This is a genomic window from Bacillus cereus G9842 (assembly GCF_000021305.1).
Classification (GTDB): domain Bacteria; phylum Bacillota; class Bacilli; order Bacillales; family Bacillaceae_G; genus Bacillus_A; species Bacillus_A thuringiensis_S.
The window spans coordinates 490,988-512,813 of the sequence record NC_011772.1; the positions used below are offsets into that span (position 1 = coordinate 490,988).

The following is a 21,826-nucleotide window of genomic DNA, read 5'->3' on the forward strand; positions in this document are numbered from 1 at the left end:
TCCCAATCTAGGGAACACTTTTTTAGTCGTAAGAAATTTTTGTCCCATGAGTCCAACTAGCTTCACCTTCTTGTAAGCCGCCTCTTGATTCAATTTCTACTACAATTTCTTTGTAAATACTTTGACCTTCTGCATTTAAATAAGGCAGAATCTGTTGTAGTGAGTGATGAAAATAAGCTAATTCATCTTCTTTCCATTCATGTTTTGAAACCATTGTTAGTTCAGTCATATCGCGTCCTATATACATATTTCCACCTCCATTTCTTATAGTTTGAATAAGTAACAAAAGATATATGCGGAAATTATTCAAAATAAAATTACGGATAGCCTCTAAGTGAATTGGTTACATTATTGGTTGTGGAGGTGAGAAAGATGAGTAAAAAACAACAAGGTTATAACAAGGCAACTTCTGGTGCTAGCATTCAAAGTACAAATGCTAGTTATGGTACAGAGTTTGCGACTGAAACAAATGTACAAGCAGTAAAACAAGCAAACGCACAATCAGAAGCAAAGAAAGCACAAGCTTCTGGTGCACAAAGTGCAAACGCTAGCTATGGTACAGAATTTGCAACTGAAACAGACGTGCATGCTGTGAAAAAACAAAATGCTAAGTCAGCTGCAAAACAATCACAATCTTCTAGTTCAAACGAGTAATGAAAGAAAAACACTTCTCCAATTCGAGAGAAGTGTTTTCTTTGTGTGTGGATCTTTGTAATGAAAAGAAAATGAACGACATAACTTCTAATAAGTCAACAAATGTAGTCAAAGGAAAAGGAAGTTAACAATTAGAAATATGTAATTAGGAATAATAACTGATGAATAAGTCCAAAGGGGGTAAGTAATGAACGATTTTGATAAGTTGGTAGGGGAGCAATTAGAAACGATGGATGAGTTGTTAAAGTTACAAGCACATCTAGAGAAGTATCAACAAATTGAAATGAATGAAAAAGATATGTGCGATAAAAAGGAACTGCATTTTATCCGTCAGGAAATATATAGAACAGAAGTAGCGTTGAAGATGTTACATGAGAAATTTGAAGAACAAACAAATAGTGTAATCCAATCTTTTGCAACTGAAAAAATGATTTCAAATTTAGGATAAGATATATCATTGTCTCAGGTGAAAAGTCCTTCAAATAGAGAAGGGCTTTTTTTATTACATGTCCTCGTTTATCCCGCTATTTGCCGGGCAATAAGACCCCCACCTCAAAATTCAGCGAAAGCAAAGAAGTTAGGTGGGGGGCGGGCTGCCCGTAAAAGCCCGATTGGTGAGGGCTGATTAAAGTTTCACTTTATAAATAATACAATACAATCCAATCCTTGTTTCCTGAGAAGATTGGGGATTATTGTATTCAACGATAAACCTCCTGCATATTCAGTGTGGAAAATAGAGTCTTATCCCTTTAGTTTTAAAATTTTGACAAAAAAGTTATAATAGAAAAAAAGTGAATGCCGTTCAAAGGGCATTTGCAGTTGAAAGAAGGGAGCATATATGGGATTTCCCAAAGAAGGAGAAAAAGTACAAATACATAGTTATAAACATAATGGCTCCATTCATAGAATGTGGGAAGAAACAACAATTTTAAAAGGGACACAGAGTCTTGTGATCGGAGCGAATGATCGTACAGTAGTTACAGAATCAGATGGTCGAACATGGATTACGCGCGAACCAGCAATTTGTTATTTTCATGCTAACTATTGGTTTAATGTGATTGGGATGCTTAGGGAGGATGGCGTATATTATTATTGCAATTTAAGCTCACCTTTTGCGTATGATTCTGAAGCATTAAAGTATATTGATTATGATTTAGATATTAAAGTGTATCCAGATATGACATATACGCTTCTAGATGAAGATGAGTATGAAAAACATAGTCAAATTATGCAGTATCCACCTGTTATAGATACAATTTTAAAACGAAATGTAGCACATTTAACACAGTGGATTCATCAAAGAAAAGGTCCATTCGCACCAGATTTCGTAGATATGTGGTATGAACGATATTTAATGTACAGAAATTAAAACAAACCTGCAGGGAATTTCCCGGCAGGTTTGTCCTATTAGAGGGGGGGATTATGTGCAGGGCATAAAAAGATATTTACAATTTGTTAAACCATATCGATGGCTTATTGCTATTACAATTATTATTGGACTAGTTAAGTTCGGTATTCCACTTATTATGCCGTGGTTATTAAAGTATATTATCGATGATGTAATTCAAGGGGCGGGTTCACTTCAAGATAAAACATCTCAATTAATAACAGCGATTGGAATTGCTTTTTTTATTTTTGCGGTATTAAGACCACCGATTGAATATTATCGTCAATATTTCGCGCAACGTATCGCAAATACAATACTGTATGATTTGCGGAAGCATATTTTCGGTCACTTACAAAAGTTAAGCTTACGTTATTATTCGAATACGAAAACAGGGGAGATTATTTCACGGGTCATCCATGATGTAGAACAAACGAAAGATTTTGTAATTACAGGTTTGATGAACGTCTGGTTAGATACTGCAACAATTGCTATCGCTATCATTGTTATGTTTTCTATGAATATAAAATTAACATTTGTTGCGTTATTGATTTTACCTATTTATGTAATAGCAGTGAAATATTTTTTCGGACGTCTTCGGAAATTGACGAAAGAGCGTTCACAAGCGTTAGCGACGATGCAAGGGTATTTGCATGAACGTATTCAAGGAATGCAAGTGACACGTAGCTTTGCGTTAGAAGAGTATGAGGGGAAGCAGTTTGAAAAAAGAAATAATGAATTTTTAACGAAAGCATTAAACCATACAAGTTGGACGGCGAGAACATTTTCGGCAGTAAATACGTTAACCGATTTAGGTCCGTTACTTGTGATTGGTTTTGCAGCATATGAAGTAATTCAGGGGCAGTTAACGCTAGGGACGATGGTAGCCTTTGTTGGATATATGGATAGTTTATATAGTCCGCTTCGCCGCCTTGTTAATTCATCTACAACATTGACACAATCTTTTGCATCGATGGATCGTGTGTTTGAACTGTTAGATGAAAAATACGATATTGTTAATGTGCCAAATGCGATACAAACGGAAAAATTAAATGGAGAAATTGTATTTGATAATGTTTCTTTTCGTTATAATGCAGATGAAAAAGAGATATTACACAACTTGTCATTAACTATGCAGTCTGGAGAGAAAGTAGCGCTTGTAGGAGCGAGTGGAGGAGGGAAGTCATCTCTTGCTAGTTTGATCCCGCGTTTCTATGATGTTTCTGAAGGCACGGTTTATGTAGATGGCATAGATGTAAGGAAGTATAATATGAGAAATTTACGTAGTAATATTGGAATTGTACTGCAAGATAATTTATTGTTTAGCGATACAATTGAAGCTAATATTTTATATGGAAATCCGAAAGCTACAGAGAAAGAAGTGATTGCAGCTGCCAAAGCTGCGCAAATTCATGATTTTATTATAGATTTACCAGATGGTTATAATACTGTCGTTGGAGAACGTGGTGTGAAGCTATCGGGTGGGCAAAGGCAACGCGTGGCAATTGCACGCGTATTTCTAAAGAATCCGTCGGTACTTATATTGGATGAAGCAACTTCGGCTTTAGATTTAGAAAATGAAAGGTATATTCAAGAGGCGCTTCAGACGTTAGCTGCTGACCGGACAACGATTATAATTGCACATCGATTAGCGACAATTACGCATGTTGATACGATCATTTACATTGAAGACGGTCAGATTAAAGAAACCGGTTCTCATGAAGAGTTAATGCGAAAAAGAGGATTTTATTATAATTTATATCAACTTCAACATATAACAGAAACAGCTCCTTTAGCATAAAAGGAGCTGCTTTTTTATTCGTCTTCTTTTTTATCATCGATTTGGAGTTCTTTTTCTGGTTTATGGTATGTGTAGAAGCTATCTACAAGTAAATCTAAATGCTCTACTTCTTCACTATAGTTAATGATGGAAGAAATAAGAGGGAAGAGATGTAACCATGTTTTATATGCTTCTTCATCGTCCTTGTTTTGATATTCCATAAAGATATCAATTAATTCTTGTTTACCTGTTTCAACTTCATCAAGCATTTCAACTGATTGTTGTTTTTTTGCTTTACCAATGAATTTTAATAAAACTTGTTCATGATAATGCGTTAATGAATCAAGTTCGTTTTGGATAGATTCCTGAAATTCTTCCGGCATGTAGCGTAGTTCATTTTCAGTACGGTGTAATGATTTTAACGTACTTAAAGCACGGCTTGTTGTCGCTAACATTTGTCTGAATAAAACGAGCTTACGAATTTTTGCGAACTTTACTTTTTTCGTGTAGCTTCTTTCTTCTTTATACAGCAAATAGTAATGATTTAGTTTGATCATTTTTTCTTTCATACGATCAATATCAGTTTTTAGCGTTGTAAAATCAGAAGCCTGCCTGCTATTCATTCGAATCCATTTTACAATTTCTTCTGTATTATCAACGATACGATGATAAAGTTTTGTTTCATATTTCGGCGGCATAAATACTAAATTTACAAGTGAAGCCGCAATAATACCAATCATAATTGTCGCAAATCGAAGTAAGGCAAAACTAAAGAAGTCTTCGCCTTGATACTCCATAATGGCGATAACTGTTACTAAAGCAATTGATATTGTGTTTTCTAATCGTAATTGCAGTGTAAGAGCAATTACTAATATACATGTTAATCCAATAATAAAAGGATTATGTCCAAAAGCAGTAGCAAATGCGATAGCAAATATCGCACCGATTACATTTGCTTGAATCTGTTCAAGTGCGGTTAAATAAGAACGGTATACAGACGGTTGAACAGCAAAGATAGCTGAAATTCCCGCAAATACCGGACTCGGTAATTGAAGTAAAATACAAGCAAATAAAGCTAACGTGATGGCAATACCCGTTTTTAAAATGCGAGCACCAAGTTTCATACCCTTAATAAGATCCTTTCTCTTGTCATAATGAATGTACAACATGATACTATACATTCATTACAATATGTTAGCAAGTGATATTTTAGTGACGTTAAAAGAAATTAGTATTCATTTTATCCGGCTAATTGTGAACAGTAAGATTCCCGCCTCTAAATTCAGTAGCTGGATGCCGGTAAACGCTCAATTGCTGTAGGCTAATTAAAGTTTCACTTTATAATTTTTCCTAATTTCTTTTAAACATCAGTTTTTAGTAAAAAGACCTGCTGAATTTCAGCAGGTCTCAAATTGTTACTATAGATTACTATGAGAAGTGTACTTCGTCAATTTTTTCTTAATAATGAAAATTACTCATGTTACTCTGTTGAGATAGATGGATCTGCCTGTTCTTTTTTTGGGATAATTTCAAAAAACTGGTTCTGTATATCATCTAATAATGGGGTTAACAAAGCAACTTCCTCATATTGCTCATGCTCGTTTAGTACACGAATATAGTCTAGCAATAATTCAGTTACATCTTTCAAACCATTTTTACTAATTGATTGTAATGTAACATTTGCCCCTTTTGCAATTCTTCTTTTTAAGGCCTGTTCTGTTAAGCCTAAGTTTGAATCATGACGCAAATAAACAACACCGCCAGTCATGCCAGCGCAAATCCATGGACCAGGGTCACCTAAAACAAGCGCTCGCCCATTTGTCATATATTCAAAAGCAAAACCTTTAATATTGGAGTATGCACCTATATTTCCTTGCTCTTTTTCACGGAGTGGTTTTGTTATTCTACCTCCAATGATCATGTCTGCCCCAGAAAGGCGAATGCCAGCACGAGCATCAGCGTTCCCTTGCACGTATAGTGCCCCTTTTTGTGCCCCATATCCAAATCCTTTTCCGACAGAACCGTTATAATATACTCCGTCTTTTCCTTTTGATTTCGTTATATAAATACCACCACCAAAGGAAGTTTTACCAATGCCATCTTGTGCGCCGCCATTTACGTGTATAAATAAATTTTCACTATTGTAAGCACCTAACCCATTTCCAGGGATAGAACCATTCGTATACTTTAATGTAAGTGGTTCAAGTTGAGTAGCTTCATATAGTTTACTGCGAACGCGATGACATGATTCTAGACCGCCCATAACGCGTTGCTCTACACCAACGCCTACTAATTCTTTTGAGTCAGCGGAATGAACTGTTTTAAATTGTTTTTCTGGTACGTCTTTTGTTGTTGTAACAGATGGATGTTCTATTATTTGTAGTAAATTACATAAGTTTAATAAATTTTCGCCCCGAACTTGCTCTAATAAATCAGAACGCCCGACAATTGCTTGTAAATTTGTATACCCAAGCTGTCCTGTTAATCGTTTTAGTTCTACACCGAAAAAGGTGAATAAATTTAGCAGGCCAGCAACTGCGCTTTCTAATTCGCGTGGGACGAAGCGGCGTAATCCATGTTCTTTTGCCTGTGCTTCAGACTCAATTTGTGTCGCAATTCCAACATGGCAAGTATCTAGATGGCACCCACGGCAAGTAGTACAGCCGATTGCAATCATTGACAGTGTGCCAAATCCAATACGGTTTGCTCCGAGGAGCATGATTTTCAAGGCATCATTTACACTTCGAATACCACCATCTGCCCAAATCTCTACTTTATGTCTCATGCTCGCTTCTAATAAAGCGTTGTGAGCGGCTTTAACACCAATTTCTACAGGAAGACCTACATGTTGCAAGGCGTGAATACGTGCAGCACCTGTTCCACCATCGAATCCGCTAATGTTAATAAAATCAGCACCAGCTTTGGCGATACCGACAGCAATTGTTCCGATATTAGGAACAACAGGGACTTTCACGGCTACTTTGGCAAGTTGATTAGCTGTTTTAATTTCCGTAATCATTTGAGCTAAATCTTCAATTGAATAAATATCATGGTTGTTAGAAGGTGAAATTAAATCTGAGCCGATTGTCGCATTACGTGCTTCAGCGATTTTGGCTGTCACTTTTGAACCAGGTAAATGCCCACCTTCACCAGGCTTTGCGCCTTGACCGATTTTGATTTCAATTAAATTCGATGAGTTTAGTAGTTCGGCATTTACTCCAAATCGCCCAGATGCCACTTGTTGTCCGCGTGTATGTGGGTATTTCCCGATCATATCTTTAATTTCGCCGCCTTCACCGTTCAAGCTAATCATATTTAGCTGATCGGCCGCTTCTGCATATGCGCGAAAGGCAATTTCGTTTTGAGAACCAAATGACATAGAACTAATAATAAATGGTAAATTATGATTTTGAATGCCGATAGATACTTCTTCAGTTGGAACGACATGTTTTGTTTGTTTCGTTTGAACAAGGTGTCTGATTGCGATTGGATTATTCTCTTCTAGTTCACTTAACTTGTCACGGTAGTCATCATAAGGATTTCCTTTTGCAACATCGCCGATTGCTTTCCAAATTCGCGGGAATATATGAAATGATTTTCGCATTCTAATTTTAGGATTGTTATAATCCTCTGCTCGTATTTTTGCATCTTCAGCAAGTGATTCAAGTGAAAAAGCTAAATCATTTGAACCGAAGAAATTTGTGATTTGTAATATATTTGCAATTTCCTCATGTAACCCAATAGATGAATAGAGACGTCCGTAACCACGTAACTCATGAATTCCAATTGTTGAAATGACTTTTTCTAATCCTTTATTAAGTGCATTATACAGATTCGTAATTGGTGTTTTTGTTCCATCACTTACAGTCGCGAATAATAAATATGGATTAATACTATCTGCTCCTAATCCATATAGCGTGACAATGTCATGTAAGGAGCGAAGGGCACCAGAACGTATAACGAGAGAACAATTGCGGCGTAATTTATTTTCACTTAATTCTTGATGTACTTTCGCGGTAACTAAATGTGGATCAATCCACAAGCGTTCATTTAGATGGGCTTTTGCGTCATCTAATACTAGTAGGGAAGCACCATTGTTAACAGCAGCTATCGCTTCAGAACTAATGCGGCTTAATGCACATTGCAGGGTTTCTGACGAGCTGAATGTAGCAGAGATTGTGGCAATAGAGTTATGAGTCCTAAATAACGCTGTGAGTTGTTCGTACGTAATTGTGTGTAATTCCTCTGCAATAGGTTGTGCCACGCTGCCTTCTAAAATAATTGGTGAAAGCATTTCAACTACAAATGGCCGTTTTGCGCCGCTTAATAAACTTGGACGCTCTCCAAGTACAGTACGTGTAGAGAAGTGTTCAATTTCACGGTCACGGTCAATTGCTGGGTTTGTAACAACAGCTACACTTTCTTTAATAAAGTCAGCGATATTTCGTCTATCAGTATCAAGTGCGGCAAGTGGTGAGTCATGCCCAAGTGAGCGTATTGGTTCAACACCTTTTGTTGCCATCTGTTCAAGAAGCTGAATATGTTCTCGGTCCCATCCGAAAGCGACGTATTGTTTCGTTTCAACTTGAACAAAATCACATAGCCCTTGGATTTTTTGCGTTTCAGGGATAGATAAATTTAAATGATAATTGGTAGTATCAATTCGCTTTTTAAAACGGTTATATACTTGGATTTGATATTTGTCATATTCATAAAGAACAAGTTCATCTTGTTCATTCCATTTTAATCCGACCTTTTCTCCAGGGGCGAGTGGCTTTGGTTCTGCTACATATTTAGTTGGTGATACAACTCCAGGTTCAGAAGAGAAAATATAAGAGCTTTCTGTCTCTACTTTCCATACTGGGCGTAATCCAAGGGAATCAACGCTGAAAACAGCTTCATCTTTAAAACGGGAAATGATGCCAGCTGGTCCTTGTGCAAAATGTCCCCATGCTTCACGTATATACGTATATAAATCTTGTAAAGGTGTTTCATAAAGTTTAATTTCATTAATAATTGGTGGAAATAGTATTTCCATTGCTTCAAATAAACTGTAGTCGTATTGAACAAGTAGGGTTTCTAAGGTGCGGTTTAAATCTTGAGAGTCACTGCCTCCAGCAGTAAGTGGTACATCAATCATTTCAGCTTGATCGCGTAATTTTGCGATTGTGTTAATTTCACCATTATGTCCGAGAATACTAAATGGTTGTACACGAAAAAAATTAGATAATGTATTAGTAGAGTAGCGGTTATGTCCTAATGTCATAGTTGAAGCGATAAGTGGATGTTGTAAATCATTATAGTAGGCAACAAGTGTATCACCAGCACCTAGAACTTTATATACAACATGATCACGACTTAATGAAGCAACATGAATTGCTTCGTTTTCCTCTATTTTTATTGTGACAGAAAATAATGTTTGCTCAATATTTGTAATTTCATTTTCTGCGATAAGGGCAACTTGCCAAAATAAAGGTTCTTCTTGTTTACCGAGTGGACCGAGCGCATCTGAGTTTGTTGCATCATCACTTTCGAAAATGATAGTAAAGTTTTTGTTGTTTAATTGCGTACGAATATAATCTTTTAAGGCAGTAATGTTTTCTTTTTTATTTAGAAAAAAATGTCCAACGATAAAGTGGGGATGATCCACAATCGTTGGATTATATCCACTACTTTTTAGTTTTTCATTCCAAAGCGTTTTTGGTACATCAATGTGAATGCCGATGCCATCGCCCTCGCCATTAATGAAACCAGCTCTATGATTCATTTTGACGAGTGATTGTATGCAAAGGTCAATGTTTTCTTTTGTAGGAATTTTTCGTTTCTCCATAACGGAAACGATTCCACACGCATCATGTTCTGCATTTCTATAATCTCGAAATAAAGACGGTGTCCATGTATTTGTTTTATTGAGCATCCGTCAATCCCCCCTCTTGTAAAAGTTAGAATAATCTTACTATTTAAGGTGTGAATCACCTTGTACACAGAGATAGTAATGATGTAAAAGAATATAAAACAGATAATTATGAATAATTATACTATTAATGTGGGATTTATGAAATAGAAAAAAGGAAAAAAGAAAGATGTGCTTTCTTTTTTCCTTTTAATGACGAGATTATTTGCTATCTGCTAAAGCAGCAAATGCTCTGCCTACAGCTTCAATTGTATATTCAATATCTTCTTTTGTATGTTCTGTCGTTAAGAACCATGCCTCGTATTTTGAAGGTGCTAAGTTAACTCCTTCTTGAAGCATTAGCTTGAAGAATTTACCGAACATTTCACCGTCTGTATCTTGTGCTGCATCGTAATCTTCAATTGTATTTGTTGTGAAGTATACAGTTAAAGCGCCTTTTAGGCGGTTTAATGTAATATCGATATTATGTTTTGCAGCTTGCTCTAAAATTCCTTTTTCAAGCATGGCACCAAGTTCATCTAATTTCTCATAAAGTCCTTCTTGTTGAAGAACTTCTAGACAAGCAATACCAGATGCCATAGAAGCAGGATTTCCTGCCATTGTACCTGCTTGATATGCAGGGCCAAGCGGAGCAACTTGTTCCATAATTTCTTTCTTACCACCGTAAGCACCGATTGGAAGTCCGCCGCCAATAACTTTACCAAGAGCTGTTAAGTCTGGTGTTACGCCAAGTAAATCTTGAGCACCACCGTACATGAAGCGGAAAGCGGTAATAACTTCATCATAAATTACTAGTGCGCCAGCTTCATGAACAAGTTCATTCACTTTCTCAAGGAATCCAGGTTTTGGCTCTACAATACCGAAGTTTCCAACAATCGGTTCTACAAGAATAGCCGCTACTTCATGTCCCCATTTATCTAACGCTTCTTTTAAAGTTTCTACATTATTAAATGGAACAGTAATAACTTCTTGAGCGATACTTTGTGGTACGCCGGCTGAGTCAGGTGTTCCTAGTGTAGAAGGACCAGATCCAGCTGCTACAAGTACTAAATCAGAATGACCGTGGTAACAACCAGCAAATTTCATGATTTTTGTGCGGCCTGTGTAAGCACGAGCAACACGAATTGTCGTCATTACTGCTTCAGTACCAGAGTTTACAAAGCGTACTTTATCTAAAGCAGGCATTGCCTCTTTTAACATTTTTGCAAATTTTACTTCTAGCGCTGTTGGTGTTCCGTAAAGTACACCATTTTCAGCAGCTGTTGTAATTGCTTTTGTGATGTGCGGGTGAGCATGTCCAGTAATAATAGGACCGTATGCTGCTAAATAATCGATATATTTATTTCCGTCTACATCCCAGAAATAAGCACCTTTTCCACGTTCCATAGCAACAGGAGCGCCACCGCCAACTGCTTTAAAAGAACGAGAAGGACTATTAACGCCGCCAACGATATGTTCTAAAGCTTCTTTATGTAATGCTTCTGATTTTGTGAATTTCACTACCATTCATCTCCTTACAAAAATCTATGTATTATTCTAACATGTTTTTCGAAAAGACGTATTGTTTGTGATAGAGAAGGCAGTTGGGTAAACTATTCGTTGTGACATTTAGGAGGGGGGTCCGATTATGAAATCGGTAATTGAGGTACAAGGGTTACGTAAAGAATTTACAGCCTATTCAAGTCGTCCGGGTTTAAAGGGTGCATTTCGCGATTTATTAAATCGTAATTATAAAATAGTACCAGCAGTAAATGATGTATCTTTTACTGTAAAACAAGGTGAGATGGTTGGTTATATCGGTGAGAACGGTGCTGGTAAATCAACAACAATTAAAATGCTTACGGGGATTTTGACTCCGACATCAGGAGAGATTTTAGTAAATGGGATGAACCCACATAAGCAGAGAGAAGAATTTGTAAGAACCATTGGTGTTGTTTTCGGTCAACGTTCACAACTTTGGTGGGATATTGCTGTACAAGAATCTTTTCGTTTATTAAAAAAAGTGTACGGTGTATCAGACGCTCAGTATAAAGAGCATATGGAACACGTGATTGAAACGTTAGATATTGGTCCTTTATTAGATAAGCCAGTTCGAAAGTTATCTCTAGGTCAAAGAATGCGTTGTGAATTAGCGGCAGCATTAATTCATAACCCACCGTTATTATTTTTAGATGAACCAACAATTGGGCTAGATGTACTTGTGAAATTGAAAATACGTGAATTTTTAAAAGAAATGAATGAACGTTATAAAACAACAATTTTATTAACAACCCATGATATTACTGATATTGAAGCATTATGTGAGCGTGTTATCATGCTGGATGAAGGAAATATTATGTATGACGGTTCTTTAAATAATCTTCGTACGCAGTGGGGAGCAGAGAAGGAAATACATTTTCAGTTTATTGCACCAGTTTCCTATCAGGCTTTATCAATGGTTATGCCAGATAGTCATGTCGTTTGGTCGAAAGCGAAAGAGGAAAACGCGTGGGTTGCAAAAATACCGAATGAAGAAGTTATTATTTCAATGCTTATTTCTAAAGTAGTACAAGCCTTTCAAATTAAAGATTTAAAAATTAATGAAGTGTCTACAGAGGAAATTATTCGTAACATTTATGAAGAAGGTATTAAACATGGGTAAGTATATTGAAATGATTCGAATTCGCTTTTTAATGATGCTTGCGTATCGCACAAATTATTATAGCGGGATTTTAATTTATACGATTAATATCGGTGCGTATTATTTTTTATGGCAAGCAATTTATAGCGGAAAAGAGAACATTGAAAGTTTATCTATTTCGCAAATGACTACGTATATCGCAATTGCGTGGATGGCACGTGCCTTTTATTTTAATAATATAGATAGGGAAATTGCGATGGAGATTCAAGAAGGACGTGTAGCGGTAGAACTGATTCGTCCATATAATTATTTAGGGATGAAAGTGATGCAAGGTCTTGGGGAAGGGATATTTCGTTTTGCATTTTTTTCAATTCCAGGTATGGTTATCGTTACGTTATTATTTTCATTGCAAATTACAACGAATTTTCAAACGTGGTTATATTTCTTCTTGTCTCTAATATTTAGTTTTATTATTAATACACAAATTAATTTAATGACGGGAATGCTCACGTTCTTCCTATTTAATAATAGTGGAATTATGTATGCAAAACGCGTTGTTATTGATTTATTTTCTGGTCTATTATTACCGATTAGTTTTTATCCGTTATGGGCCCAAAAGGCAATGATGTTTTTACCGTTTCAAGCCATTAGTTATATTCCGAGTATGATTTTTTCAGAAGGTATACAAGGAAATAAATTGTATGAGGCATTATTATTCCAAGTAATTTGGGCGATTGTCCTTATTATTCCAATTGTACTTATGTGGAGAACGGCGAGAAAACGTCTAATTGTACAAGGGGGATGATGAGATGATATATATAAAACTATTTTTGCAATATGCAAGCCAATATATAAAAACAAAATTGGAGTATCGGGGCGATTTTATCGTTGGATTACTTTCTGATTTATCACTACAGGCTGTTAATTTAATCTTTATTCTCGTTGTGTTTGGGCATACACAAGCATTAAAAGGCTGGAGTAGAGAAGAAGTAATCTTTATTTATGGTTTCTTTTTAGTGCCGTTTGCCATTTTCTCAGCTTTCTTTAACATATGGGACTTTAATGATCGTTACATTATTAAAGGGGAGATGGATCGTATATTAACGAGACCGATTCATAGCTTGTTTCAAATTATATTAGAAAGAATGGAACTTGAGTCTTTAATTGGGGCCATTACAGGAATGATTGTAATGGGATATGCAGCTGTAGAGTTACAATTATCTTTTTACTGGTATGATTTCTTCTTATTTATATTGATGGTAGGAGGAGGCGCACTTGTATATGGAGGGATATTTGTTACGCTTGCGAGCCTTGGTTTTTGGTCAGATGCGAAAAGTTCAATTATGCCCCTTATGTATAACATAGGTAATTACGGGCGCTATCCTGTTAATATTTATAATCGTGTAATTCGTTTCATTTTAACGTTTGTTTTACCGTTTGCGTTTGTTGGAGTATATCCAGCAGCATACTTTTTAAGAAAAACAGAATGGAATAGTTATGCATTCGCGACGCCAATTGTTGGTGTTATCTGTTTTACGATTGCAATCACTCTTTGGAATCAAGGGGTAAAAAGGTACCGTGGTGCTGGGAATTAATTATAGAAGCTTGTTTGTTTCTAAGGGATAAATCCAATGGTCGTCTCATACATATAAAATGAGGTGGAGGACATGTTATGGGGATTTATTCTATTACTTGCAGCAATCGCTATTTTGAAAAGTGTCCAATTATTATGGAGTTCCTATTCAGATTCAACGCGTTTTTTTTCGCTGTATAATTTGGCCACATTATTTTTAATCTATACAACAGTACTGATCGCGTTTGGATTAAGTTACGTTGTATTAGAGGAAATGGGTTTCGCAGTTTTGAAAGAGGACGGAGAAAGTTTGAACGCTCATTCTTTTCAACTCGTTGAAGTTTGTTTATATTTTAGCGCAGTTACTTTATTGTCTGTTGGATATGGTGACATATCTCCGATTGGAATTGGGCGATGGATTGCAATTGCAGAAGCGCTAATTGGATATACACTCCCTTTTGCTTTTGTGATGAGGTCTGTAATAGACAATGAAAAATAAGGAAGCATTTGTTATAGTAAAGGAAAAGAGTAGGAGTGATAACTATGATTACAGTAGGAGAAATGGCACCAGAATTCACATTAGAGGGAAGTAACGGAGAAGAAGTTAGCCTAGCTGATTTCCGCGGTAAAAATGTAGTTCTCTATTTTTACCCGAAAGATATGACGCCAGGATGTACAACTGAAGCATGTGATTTTCGTGATGCGTATGGAGTATTTCAAGAGAAGGATACGGTTATTCTTGGAGTAAGTCCTGATTCAGCGAATAGACATTTGAAATTCATTGAGAAACATGAATTGCCATTTACACTTTTAGTAGATGAAGATCATAAAGTAGCAGAGTTATATGATGTTTGGAAGCTGAAAAAGAACTTTGGGAAAGAGTATATGGGAATCGAGCGTTCTACATTCCTTATTAATAAAGACGGTGAACTTGTAAAAGAGTGGCGTAAAGTGAAAGTGAAAGGACATATTGAGGATGTTCTTTCTTATATAAAATAAATCTATAGTGGAGATAAAATATGCAGAAACAAGGCAAGTGTCTATACATATTTTACTGCCTTACATAAAGTGGAAGTGTAGGGCATACCTCCTCAGATGATAGTATTCCAAGTGCGATTATGTCGCACTTTTTTCTATGTAATATATGAAGAAAAAGGGAAAGATACATAAAAACAAGCTCTGAATATAAAAATAAACCACATACTTATAGTAGAAATATTGACGATTTATAAGAAAAGGAGTACACTCTTTATAAGAATTATAAAATAATAATCCGTATAGAATCGGGGTGCATGACGGTGGTCAAAGAAGAATTAAAAGAAGCGCTAGAAATGCTGAAAAATACGGGTGTACGCATTACTCCACAGCGTCATGCTATTTTAGAGTACCTTGTGGAATCAATGACGCACCCAACAGCGGATGACATTTATAAAGCATTAGAAGGTAAGTTTCCAAATATGAGTGTTGCAACTGTCTATAATAACTTACGTGTATTTAAAGAGGTTGGACTTGTAAAGGAATTAACTTATGGAGACGCTTCAAGTAGATTTGATTATGTTACAAGTCAACATTATCATGTGATTTGTGAAAAATGTGGTAAGATTGTTGATTTTCCTTATGGAGGTTTGGAACAACTTGAAGAGGAAGCTGCAAAAACGACAGGCTTCGTTATTAATAGTCATCGCTTAGAAATTTATGGCGTTTGTCCAGAGTGTCATAAGGCGTAATATATAATAAAGAAAGAGGCTGACGGCTATACGTCAGCCTCTTTCTTTATTATATAAGGATTAGCGTGAGGTTAATCGGGATTTACAGTGCTAAGTTAGTAAGAAGGGTTAGATAAAAGTTTGTCGAATTTACTTTGTATTGGTGGAAATGAATTCTTGGAGGGGACATTTTGAAGAAATATGAGATTAAAAGTGACATTCCAACATTGGAAGAATATAAATATTTATGTGATTCTGTGGGATGGACTAATTATATGAACTTTGAGGTGGCGGAAATATCACTTCAAAATTCGATTTACTGTATAACAGTCAAGGATAATAATCAAATCATCGGCATGGGGAGAATTGTTGGTGATGGGGCTATCTATTTCTATATTCAAGATATAGTGGTTCATCCAGAGTATCAAAAGAATGGTATTGGAAAGAAAATAATGAATACTTTAGTAGAATACTTAAATCAGAATGCTCCAGATAAAGCATTCATTGGTTTGTTTGCGTCGCAAGGTAAAACGTCATTCTACGAAAAATATGATTTTAAAGATTATTCGCCTAACATGACAGGGATGTTTACTGTTATTTCGAAAAAATAGGTGTAATAAATTTAATAAAACAATTAAAAAGTTGATTTCTTAAGAAATCAACTTTTTAATGAGTTGAAACGTTTGTAGTGTTGCAAACTCGTATTTCCCTTGATACTTATGATTTATAACTCTTCTTATTATACTTTTCATCAAATTCTTTTCCTTCTAGATCTCGATCTAGTGTTAAAGGTTGATTGCAGTGCATACATGCATCGACACGGCCGAGCATTTTTGTTGGCTTATCACAGCTTGGACAAATAATTTGGATAGTCTTAGTAGATAACATACCAATCCAAAAGTAAACGACAGTGCTAGCGATAACAGCTAAAAAGCCAACCATCATAAACGTTGTCATAACAATAATGTTTTCGCGGAAAAAGACACCTAAGTATGCAATGAAGAGGCCGATAAATACTAAACTTAATGCAAAGGTCCGGATTTTATTGATTTTGTTTGAATACTTAATGCTCATTCTCACCACACTCCTATAATAATAATATAACATAAAATTTAGAATTTTCACTCTCGTGTAAATTGATAAAGGGATAAGATATGAAATGGATAGGAGGGGAGCCATGAAGAATGAATGGGTGCTATAATGATTTTTACAGCGATTTTTAAGTTTTTAACGGGATGTGAAATTTTTTTTTGTAAAAAGTATTGACCCTGTATATACTGCATGATATATTAATAACCGTCGCTGATGCGGAAACGCAGAAAACGACAAAAAAGAAATTGAAAAACTTAGTTGACATTGAAAAATGAAGATGTTAACATAAGGAAGTCGCAAATGAGCGACCAAGTAGTTCTTTGAAAACTGAACGAAACAAACAACGTGAAACGTCAATTTTTATTTTTAGATGCTAGACAAACTAACTTTATTGGAGAGTTTGATCCTGGCTCAGGATGAACGCTGGCGGCGTGCCTAATACATGCAAGTCGAGCGAATGGATTGAGAGCTTGCTCTCAAGAAGTTAGCGGCGGACGGGTGAGTAACACGTGGGTAACCTGCCCATAAGACTGGGATAACTCCGGGAAACCGGGGCTAATACCGGATAACATTTTGAACTGCATGGTTCGAAATTGAAAGGCGGCTTCGGCTGTCACTTATGGATGGACCCGCGTCGCATTAGCTAGTTGGTGAGGTAACGGCTCACCAAGGCAACGATGCGTAGCCGACCTGAGAGGGTGATCGGCCACACTGGGACTGAGACACGGCCCAGACTCCTACGGGAGGCAGCAGTAGGGAATCTTCCGCAATGGACGAAAGTCTGACGGAGCAACGCCGCGTGAGTGATGAAGGCTTTCGGGTCGTAAAACTCTGTTGTTAGGGAAGAACAAGTGCTAGTTGAATAAGCTGGCACCTTGACGGTACCTAACCAGAAAGCCACGGCTAACTACGTGCCAGCAGCCGCGGTAATACGTAGGTGGCAAGCGTTATCCGGAATTATTGGGCGTAAAGCGCGCGCAGGTGGTTTCTTAAGTCTGATGTGAAAGCCCACGGCTCAACCGTGGAGGGTCATTGGAAACTGGGAGACTTGAGTGCAGAAGAGGAAAGTGGAATTCCATGTGTAGCGGTGAAATGCGTAGAGATATGGAGGAACACCAGTGGCGAAGGCGACTTTCTGGTCTGTAACTGACACTGAGGCGCGAAAGCGTGGGGAGCAAACAGGATTAGATACCCTGGTAGTCCACGCCGTAAACGATGAGTGCTAAGTGTTAGAGGGTTTCCGCCCTTTAGTGCTGAAGTTAACGCATTAAGCACTCCGCCTGGGGAGTACGGCCGCAAGGCTGAAACTCAAAGGAATTGACGGGGGCCCGCACAAGCGGTGGAGCATGTGGTTTAATTCGAAGCAACGCGAAGAACCTTACCAGGTCTTGACATCCTCTGAAAACCCTAGAGATAGGGCTTCTCCTTCGGGAGCAGAGTGACAGGTGGTGCATGGTTGTCGTCAGCTCGTGTCGTGAGATGTTGGGTTAAGTCCCGCAACGAGCGCAACCCTTGATCTTAGTTGCCATCATTAAGTTGGGCACTCTAAGGTGACTGCCGGTGACAAACCGGAGGAAGGTGGGGATGACGTCAAATCATCATGCCCCTTATGACCTGGGCTACACACGTGCTACAATGGACGGTACAAAGAGCTGCAAGACCGCGAGGTGGAGCTAATCTCATAAAACCGTTCTCAGTTCGGATTGTAGGCTGCAACTCGCCTACATGAAGCTGGAATCGCTAGTAATCGCGGATCAGCATGCCGCGGTGAATACGTTCCCGGGCCTTGTACACACCGCCCGTCACACCACGAGAGTTTGTAACACCCGAAGTCGGTGGGGTAACCTTTTTGGAGCCAGCCGCCTAAGGTGGGACAGATGATTGGGGTGAAGTCGTAACAAGGTAGCCGTATCGGAAGGTGCGGCTGGATCACCTCCTTTCTATGGAGAATTGATGAACGCTGTTCATCAATATAAGTTTCCGTGTTTCGTTTTGTTCAGTTTTGAGAGAACTATCTCTCATATATAAATGTATGTTCTTTGAAAACTAGATAACAGTGTAGCTCATATTTTTTTAATTTTAGTTTGGTTAAGTTAGAAAGGGCGCACGGTGGATGCCTTGACACTAGGAGTCGATGAAGGACGGGACTAACGCCGATATGCTTCGGGGAGCTGTAAGTAAGCTTTGATCCGAAGATTTCCGAATGGGGAAACCCACTATACGTAATGGTATGGTATCCTTACCTGAATACATAGGGTATGGAAGACAGACCCAGGGAACTGAAACATCTAAGTACCTGGAGGAAGAGAAAGCAAATGCGATTTCCTGAGTAGCGGCGAGCGAAACGGAACATAGCCCAAACCAAGAGGCTTGCCTCTTGGGGTTGTAGGACATTCTATACGGAGTTACAAAGGAACGAGGTAGACGAAGCGACCTGGAAAGGTCCGTCGTAGAGGGTAACAACCCCGTAGTCGAAACTTCGTTCTCTCTTGAATGTATCCTGAGTACGGCGGAACACGTGAAATTCCGTCGGAATCTGGGAGGACCATCTCCCAAGGCTAAATACTCCCTAGTGATCGATAGTGAACCAGTACCGTGAGGGAAAGGTGAAAAGCACCCCGGAAGGGGAGTGAAAGAGATCCTGAAACCGTGTGCCTACAAATAGTCAGAGCCCGTTAATGGGTGATGGCGTGCCTTTTGTAGAATGAACCGGCGAGTTACGATCCCGTGCGAGGTTAAGCTGAAGAGGCGGAGCCGCAGCGAAAGCGAGTCTGAATAGGGCGTTTAGTACGTGGTCGTAGACCCGAAACCAGGTGATCTACCCATGTCCAGGGTGAAGTTCAGGTAACACTGAATGGAGGCCCGAACCCACGCACGTTGAAAAGTGCGGGGATGAGGTGTGGGTAGCGGAGAAATTCCAATCGAACCTGGAGATAGCTGGTTCTCCCCGAAATAGCTTTAGGGCTAGCCTTAAGTGTAAGAGTCTTGGAGGTAGAGCACTGATTGAACTAGGGGTCCTCATCGGATTACCGAATTCAGTCAAACTCCGAATGCCAATGACTTATCCTTAGGAGTCAGACTGCGAGTGATAAGATCCGTAGTCAAGAGGGAAACAGCCCAGATCGCCAGCTAAGGTCCCAAAGTGTGTATTAAGTGGAAAAGGATGTGGAGTTGCTTAGACAACTAGGATGTTGGCTTAGAAGCAGCCACCATTTAAAGAGTGCGTAATAGCTCACTAGTCGAGTGACTCTGCGCCGAAAATGTACCGGGGCTAAATACACCACCGAAGCTGCGAATTGATACCAATGGTATCAGTGGTAGGGGAGCGTTCTAAGTGCAGTGAAGTCAGACCGGAAGGACTGGTGGAGCGCTTAGAAGTGAGAATGCCGGTATGAGTAGCGAAAGACGGGTGAGAATCCCGTCCACCGAATGCCTAAGGTTTCCTGAGGAAGGCTCGTCCGCTCAGGGTTAGTCAGGACCTAAGCCGAGGCCGACAGGCGTAGGCGATGGACAACAGGTTGATATTCCTGTACCACCTCTTTATCGTTTGAGCAATGGAGGGACGCAGAAGGATAGAAGAAGCGTGCGATTGGTTGTGCACGTCCAAGCAGTTAGGCTGATAAGTAGGCAAATCCGCTTATCGTAAAGGCTGAGCTGTGATGGGGAAGCTCCTTATGGAGCGAAGTCTTTGATTCCCCGCTGCCAAGAAAAGCTTCTAGCGAGATAAAAGGTGCCTGTACCGCAAACCGACACAGGTAGGCGAGGAGAGAATCCTAAGGTGTGCGAGAGAACTCTGGTTAAGGAACTCGGCAAAATGACCCCGTAACTTCGGGAGAAGGGGTGCTTTCTTAACGGAAAGCCGCAGTGAATAGGCCCAAGCGACTGTTTAGCAAAAACACAGCTCTCTGCGAAGCCGTAAGGCGAAGTATAGGGGGTGACACCTGCCCGGTGCTGGAAGGTTAAGGAGAGGGGTTAGCGTAAGCGAAGCTCTGAACTGAAGCCCCAGTAAACGGCGGCCGTAACTATAACGGTCCTAAGGTAGCGAAATTCCTTGTCGGGTAAGTTCCGACCCGCACGAAAGGTGTAACGATTTGGGCACTGTCTCAACCAGAGACTCGGTGAAATTATAGTACCTGTGAAGATGCAGGTTACCCGCGACAGGACGGAAAGACCCCGTGGAGCTTTACTGTAGCCTGATATTGAATTTTGGTACAGTTTGTACAGGATAGGCGGGAGCCATTGAAACCGGAGCGCTAGCTTCGGTGGAGGCGCTGGTGGGATACCGCCCTGACTGTATTGAAATTCTAACCTACGGGTCTTATCGACCCGGGAGACAGTGTCAGGTGGGCAGTTTGACTGGGGCGGTCGCCTCCTAAAGTGTAACGGAGGCGCCCAAAGGTTCCCTCAGAATGGTTGGAAATCATTCGTAGAGTGCAAAGGCATAAGGGAGCTTGACTGCGAGACCTACAAGTCGAGCAGGGACGAAAGTCGGGCTTAGTGATCCGGTGGTTCCGCATGGAAGGGCCATCGCTCAACGGATAAAAGCTACCCCGGGGATAACAGGCTTATCTCCCCCAAGAGTCCACATCGACGGGGAGGTTTGGCACCTCGATGTCGGCTCATCGCATCCTGGGGCTGTAGTCGGTCCCAAGGGTTGGGCTGTTCGCCCATTAAAGCGGTACGCGAGCTGGGTTCAGAACGTCGTGAGACAGTTCGGTCCCTATCCGTCGTGGGCGTAGGAAATTTGAGAGGAGCTGTCCTTAGTACGAGAGGACCGGGATGGACGCACCGCTGGTGTACCAGTTGTTCTGCCAAGGGCATAGCTGGGTAGCTATGTGCGGAAGGGATAAGTGCTGAAAGCATCTAAGCATGAAGCCCCCCTCAAGATGAGATTTCCCATAGCGTAAGCTAGTAAGATCCCTGAAAGATGATCAGGTTGATAGGTTCGAGGTGGAAGCATGGTGACATGTGGAGCTGACGAATACTAATAGATCGAGGACTTAACCATATAATATGTAGCAATGTTATCTAGTTTTGAGAGAACATAAAAAATTTGTTGACTTTTAAAGTGAATAAGTTATAATAATGATTGTCTCAAAAGAA

Annotated in this window: 16 protein-coding genes and 2 rRNA genes; 13 read left to right on the plus strand and 5 right to left on the minus strand. The window is 39.1% G+C overall.

Annotated elements, in window-relative coordinates:
* Positions 1 to 22 precede the first annotated feature (22 nt).
* Positions 23 to 247: a hypothetical protein gene (locus tag BCG9842_RS02465; RefSeq protein WP_000275441.1), complete on the minus strand. Its 225-nt coding sequence runs from the start codon at positions 245 to 247 to the stop codon at positions 23 to 25.
* A 125-nt stretch (positions 248 to 372) separates the two neighbouring features.
* Here BCG9842_RS02465 and BCG9842_RS02470 point away from each other — a divergent pair, with 125 nt between their 5' ends.
* The 4 genes from BCG9842_RS02470 to BCG9842_RS02485 all read left to right on the plus strand — a co-directional run bounded on the left by BCG9842_RS02470 (position 373) and on the right by BCG9842_RS02485 (position 3,839).
* Positions 373 to 654, plus strand: a complete 282-nt coding sequence (locus BCG9842_RS02470; protein ID WP_000039034.1) for a gamma-type small acid-soluble spore protein — start codon at positions 373 to 375, stop codon at positions 652 to 654.
* A gap of 187 nt (positions 655 to 841) precedes the next feature.
* On the plus strand, positions 842 to 1,102 hold the full coding sequence (locus tag BCG9842_RS02475; RefSeq protein WP_000997574.1) for a YgaB family protein: 261 nt from the start codon (positions 842 to 844) through the stop codon (positions 1,100 to 1,102).
* A 390-nt stretch (positions 1,103 to 1,492) separates the two neighbouring features.
* Positions 1,493 to 2,023, plus strand: coding sequence for a nucleoside tri-diphosphate phosphatase (gene ntdP / locus BCG9842_RS02480; RefSeq protein ID WP_000506625.1), 531 nt, complete (start codon positions 1,493 to 1,495; stop codon positions 2,021 to 2,023).
* A gap of 55 nt (positions 2,024 to 2,078) precedes the next feature.
* Complete coding sequence (locus BCG9842_RS02485) at positions 2,079 to 3,839, plus strand: ABC transporter ATP-binding protein (RefSeq protein ID WP_001161591.1); 1,761 nt, start codon at positions 2,079 to 2,081, stop codon at positions 3,837 to 3,839.
* Positions 3,840 to 3,853: 14 nt separating this feature from the next.
* On the opposite strand, the gene BCG9842_RS02490 is transcribed toward BCG9842_RS02485, so the two are convergent.
* The 3 genes from BCG9842_RS02490 to hemL form a co-directional block, all read right to left on the minus strand.
* A complete protein-coding gene (locus tag BCG9842_RS02490) occupies positions 3,854 to 4,942 on the minus strand; it encodes an aromatic acid exporter family protein (protein WP_000765787.1) in 1,089 nt (362 codons plus the stop codon).
* A 356-nt stretch (positions 4,943 to 5,298) separates the two neighbouring features.
* Positions 5,299 to 9,735 (minus strand): glutamate synthase-related protein, encoded by a 4,437-nt coding sequence (locus BCG9842_RS02495; protein WP_000933009.1) that lies wholly within the window; start codon positions 9,733 to 9,735, stop codon positions 5,299 to 5,301.
* Between the two features lie 198 nt (positions 9,736 to 9,933).
* Positions 9,934 to 11,238, minus strand: a complete 1,305-nt coding sequence (hemL, locus tag BCG9842_RS02500) for a glutamate-1-semialdehyde-2,1-aminomutase (RefSeq protein ID WP_000260533.1) — start codon at positions 11,236 to 11,238, stop codon at positions 9,934 to 9,936.
* Between the two features lie 121 nt (positions 11,239 to 11,359).
* On the opposite strand from hemL, the gene BCG9842_RS02505 reads away from it, so the two are divergent.
* From BCG9842_RS02505 to BCG9842_RS02535, 7 genes are all read left to right on the plus strand, one after another.
* Positions 11,360 to 12,373 (plus strand): ABC transporter ATP-binding protein, encoded by a 1,014-nt coding sequence (locus BCG9842_RS02505; RefSeq protein WP_000843649.1) that lies wholly within the window; start codon positions 11,360 to 11,362, stop codon positions 12,371 to 12,373.
* Positions 12,366 to 13,157: an ABC transporter permease gene (locus BCG9842_RS02510; RefSeq protein ID WP_000521515.1), complete on the plus strand. Its 792-nt coding sequence runs from the start codon at positions 12,366 to 12,368 to the stop codon at positions 13,155 to 13,157. The genes BCG9842_RS02505 and BCG9842_RS02510 overlap by 8 nt, the downstream gene beginning before the upstream one ends.
* Before the next feature lie 4 nt (positions 13,158 to 13,161).
* Complete coding sequence (locus BCG9842_RS02515; protein ID WP_000639350.1) at positions 13,162 to 13,947, plus strand: ABC transporter permease; 786 nt, start codon at positions 13,162 to 13,164, stop codon at positions 13,945 to 13,947.
* Between the two features lie 72 nt (positions 13,948 to 14,019).
* Positions 14,020 to 14,424, plus strand: a complete 405-nt coding sequence (locus BCG9842_RS02520) for a potassium channel family protein (protein ID WP_000964360.1) — start codon at positions 14,020 to 14,022, stop codon at positions 14,422 to 14,424.
* A gap of 44 nt (positions 14,425 to 14,468) precedes the next feature.
* Positions 14,469 to 14,924 (plus strand): thioredoxin-dependent thiol peroxidase, encoded by a 456-nt coding sequence (gene bcp, locus BCG9842_RS02525; protein WP_000633711.1) that lies wholly within the window; start codon positions 14,469 to 14,471, stop codon positions 14,922 to 14,924.
* A 299-nt stretch (positions 14,925 to 15,223) separates the two neighbouring features.
* Positions 15,224 to 15,652 carry a peroxide-responsive transcriptional repressor PerR gene (gene perR / locus BCG9842_RS02530; RefSeq protein ID WP_000237831.1) on the plus strand — a complete coding sequence of 143 codons (429 nt, stop codon included), beginning with the start codon at positions 15,224 to 15,226 and terminating at the stop codon, positions 15,650 to 15,652.
* A gap of 170 nt (positions 15,653 to 15,822) precedes the next feature.
* Entirely contained in the window at positions 15,823 to 16,242 is a 420-nt protein-coding gene (locus tag BCG9842_RS02535) for a GNAT family N-acetyltransferase (protein WP_000759743.1), read from the plus strand.
* A 106-nt stretch (positions 16,243 to 16,348) separates the two neighbouring features.
* On the opposite strand, the gene BCG9842_RS02540 is transcribed toward BCG9842_RS02535, so the two are convergent.
* Positions 16,349 to 16,705 carry a YgzB family protein gene (locus BCG9842_RS02540; protein ID WP_000025067.1) on the minus strand — a complete coding sequence of 119 codons (357 nt, stop codon included), beginning with the start codon at positions 16,703 to 16,705 and terminating at the stop codon, positions 16,349 to 16,351.
* Positions 16,706 to 17,111: 406 nt separating this feature from the next.
* Here BCG9842_RS02540 and BCG9842_RS02545 point away from each other — a divergent pair.
* Together BCG9842_RS02545 and BCG9842_RS02550 are read left to right on the plus strand one after the other, a co-directional pair.
* Positions 17,112 to 18,663, plus strand: a 16S ribosomal RNA gene (locus tag BCG9842_RS02545).
* 146 nt (positions 18,664 to 18,809) lie between these two features.
* Positions 18,810 to 21,731, plus strand: a 23S ribosomal RNA gene (locus BCG9842_RS02550).
* Together the 16S and 23S rRNA genes form the textbook arrangement of a ribosomal RNA operon.
* Positions 21,732 to 21,826: the final 95 nt, after the last annotated feature.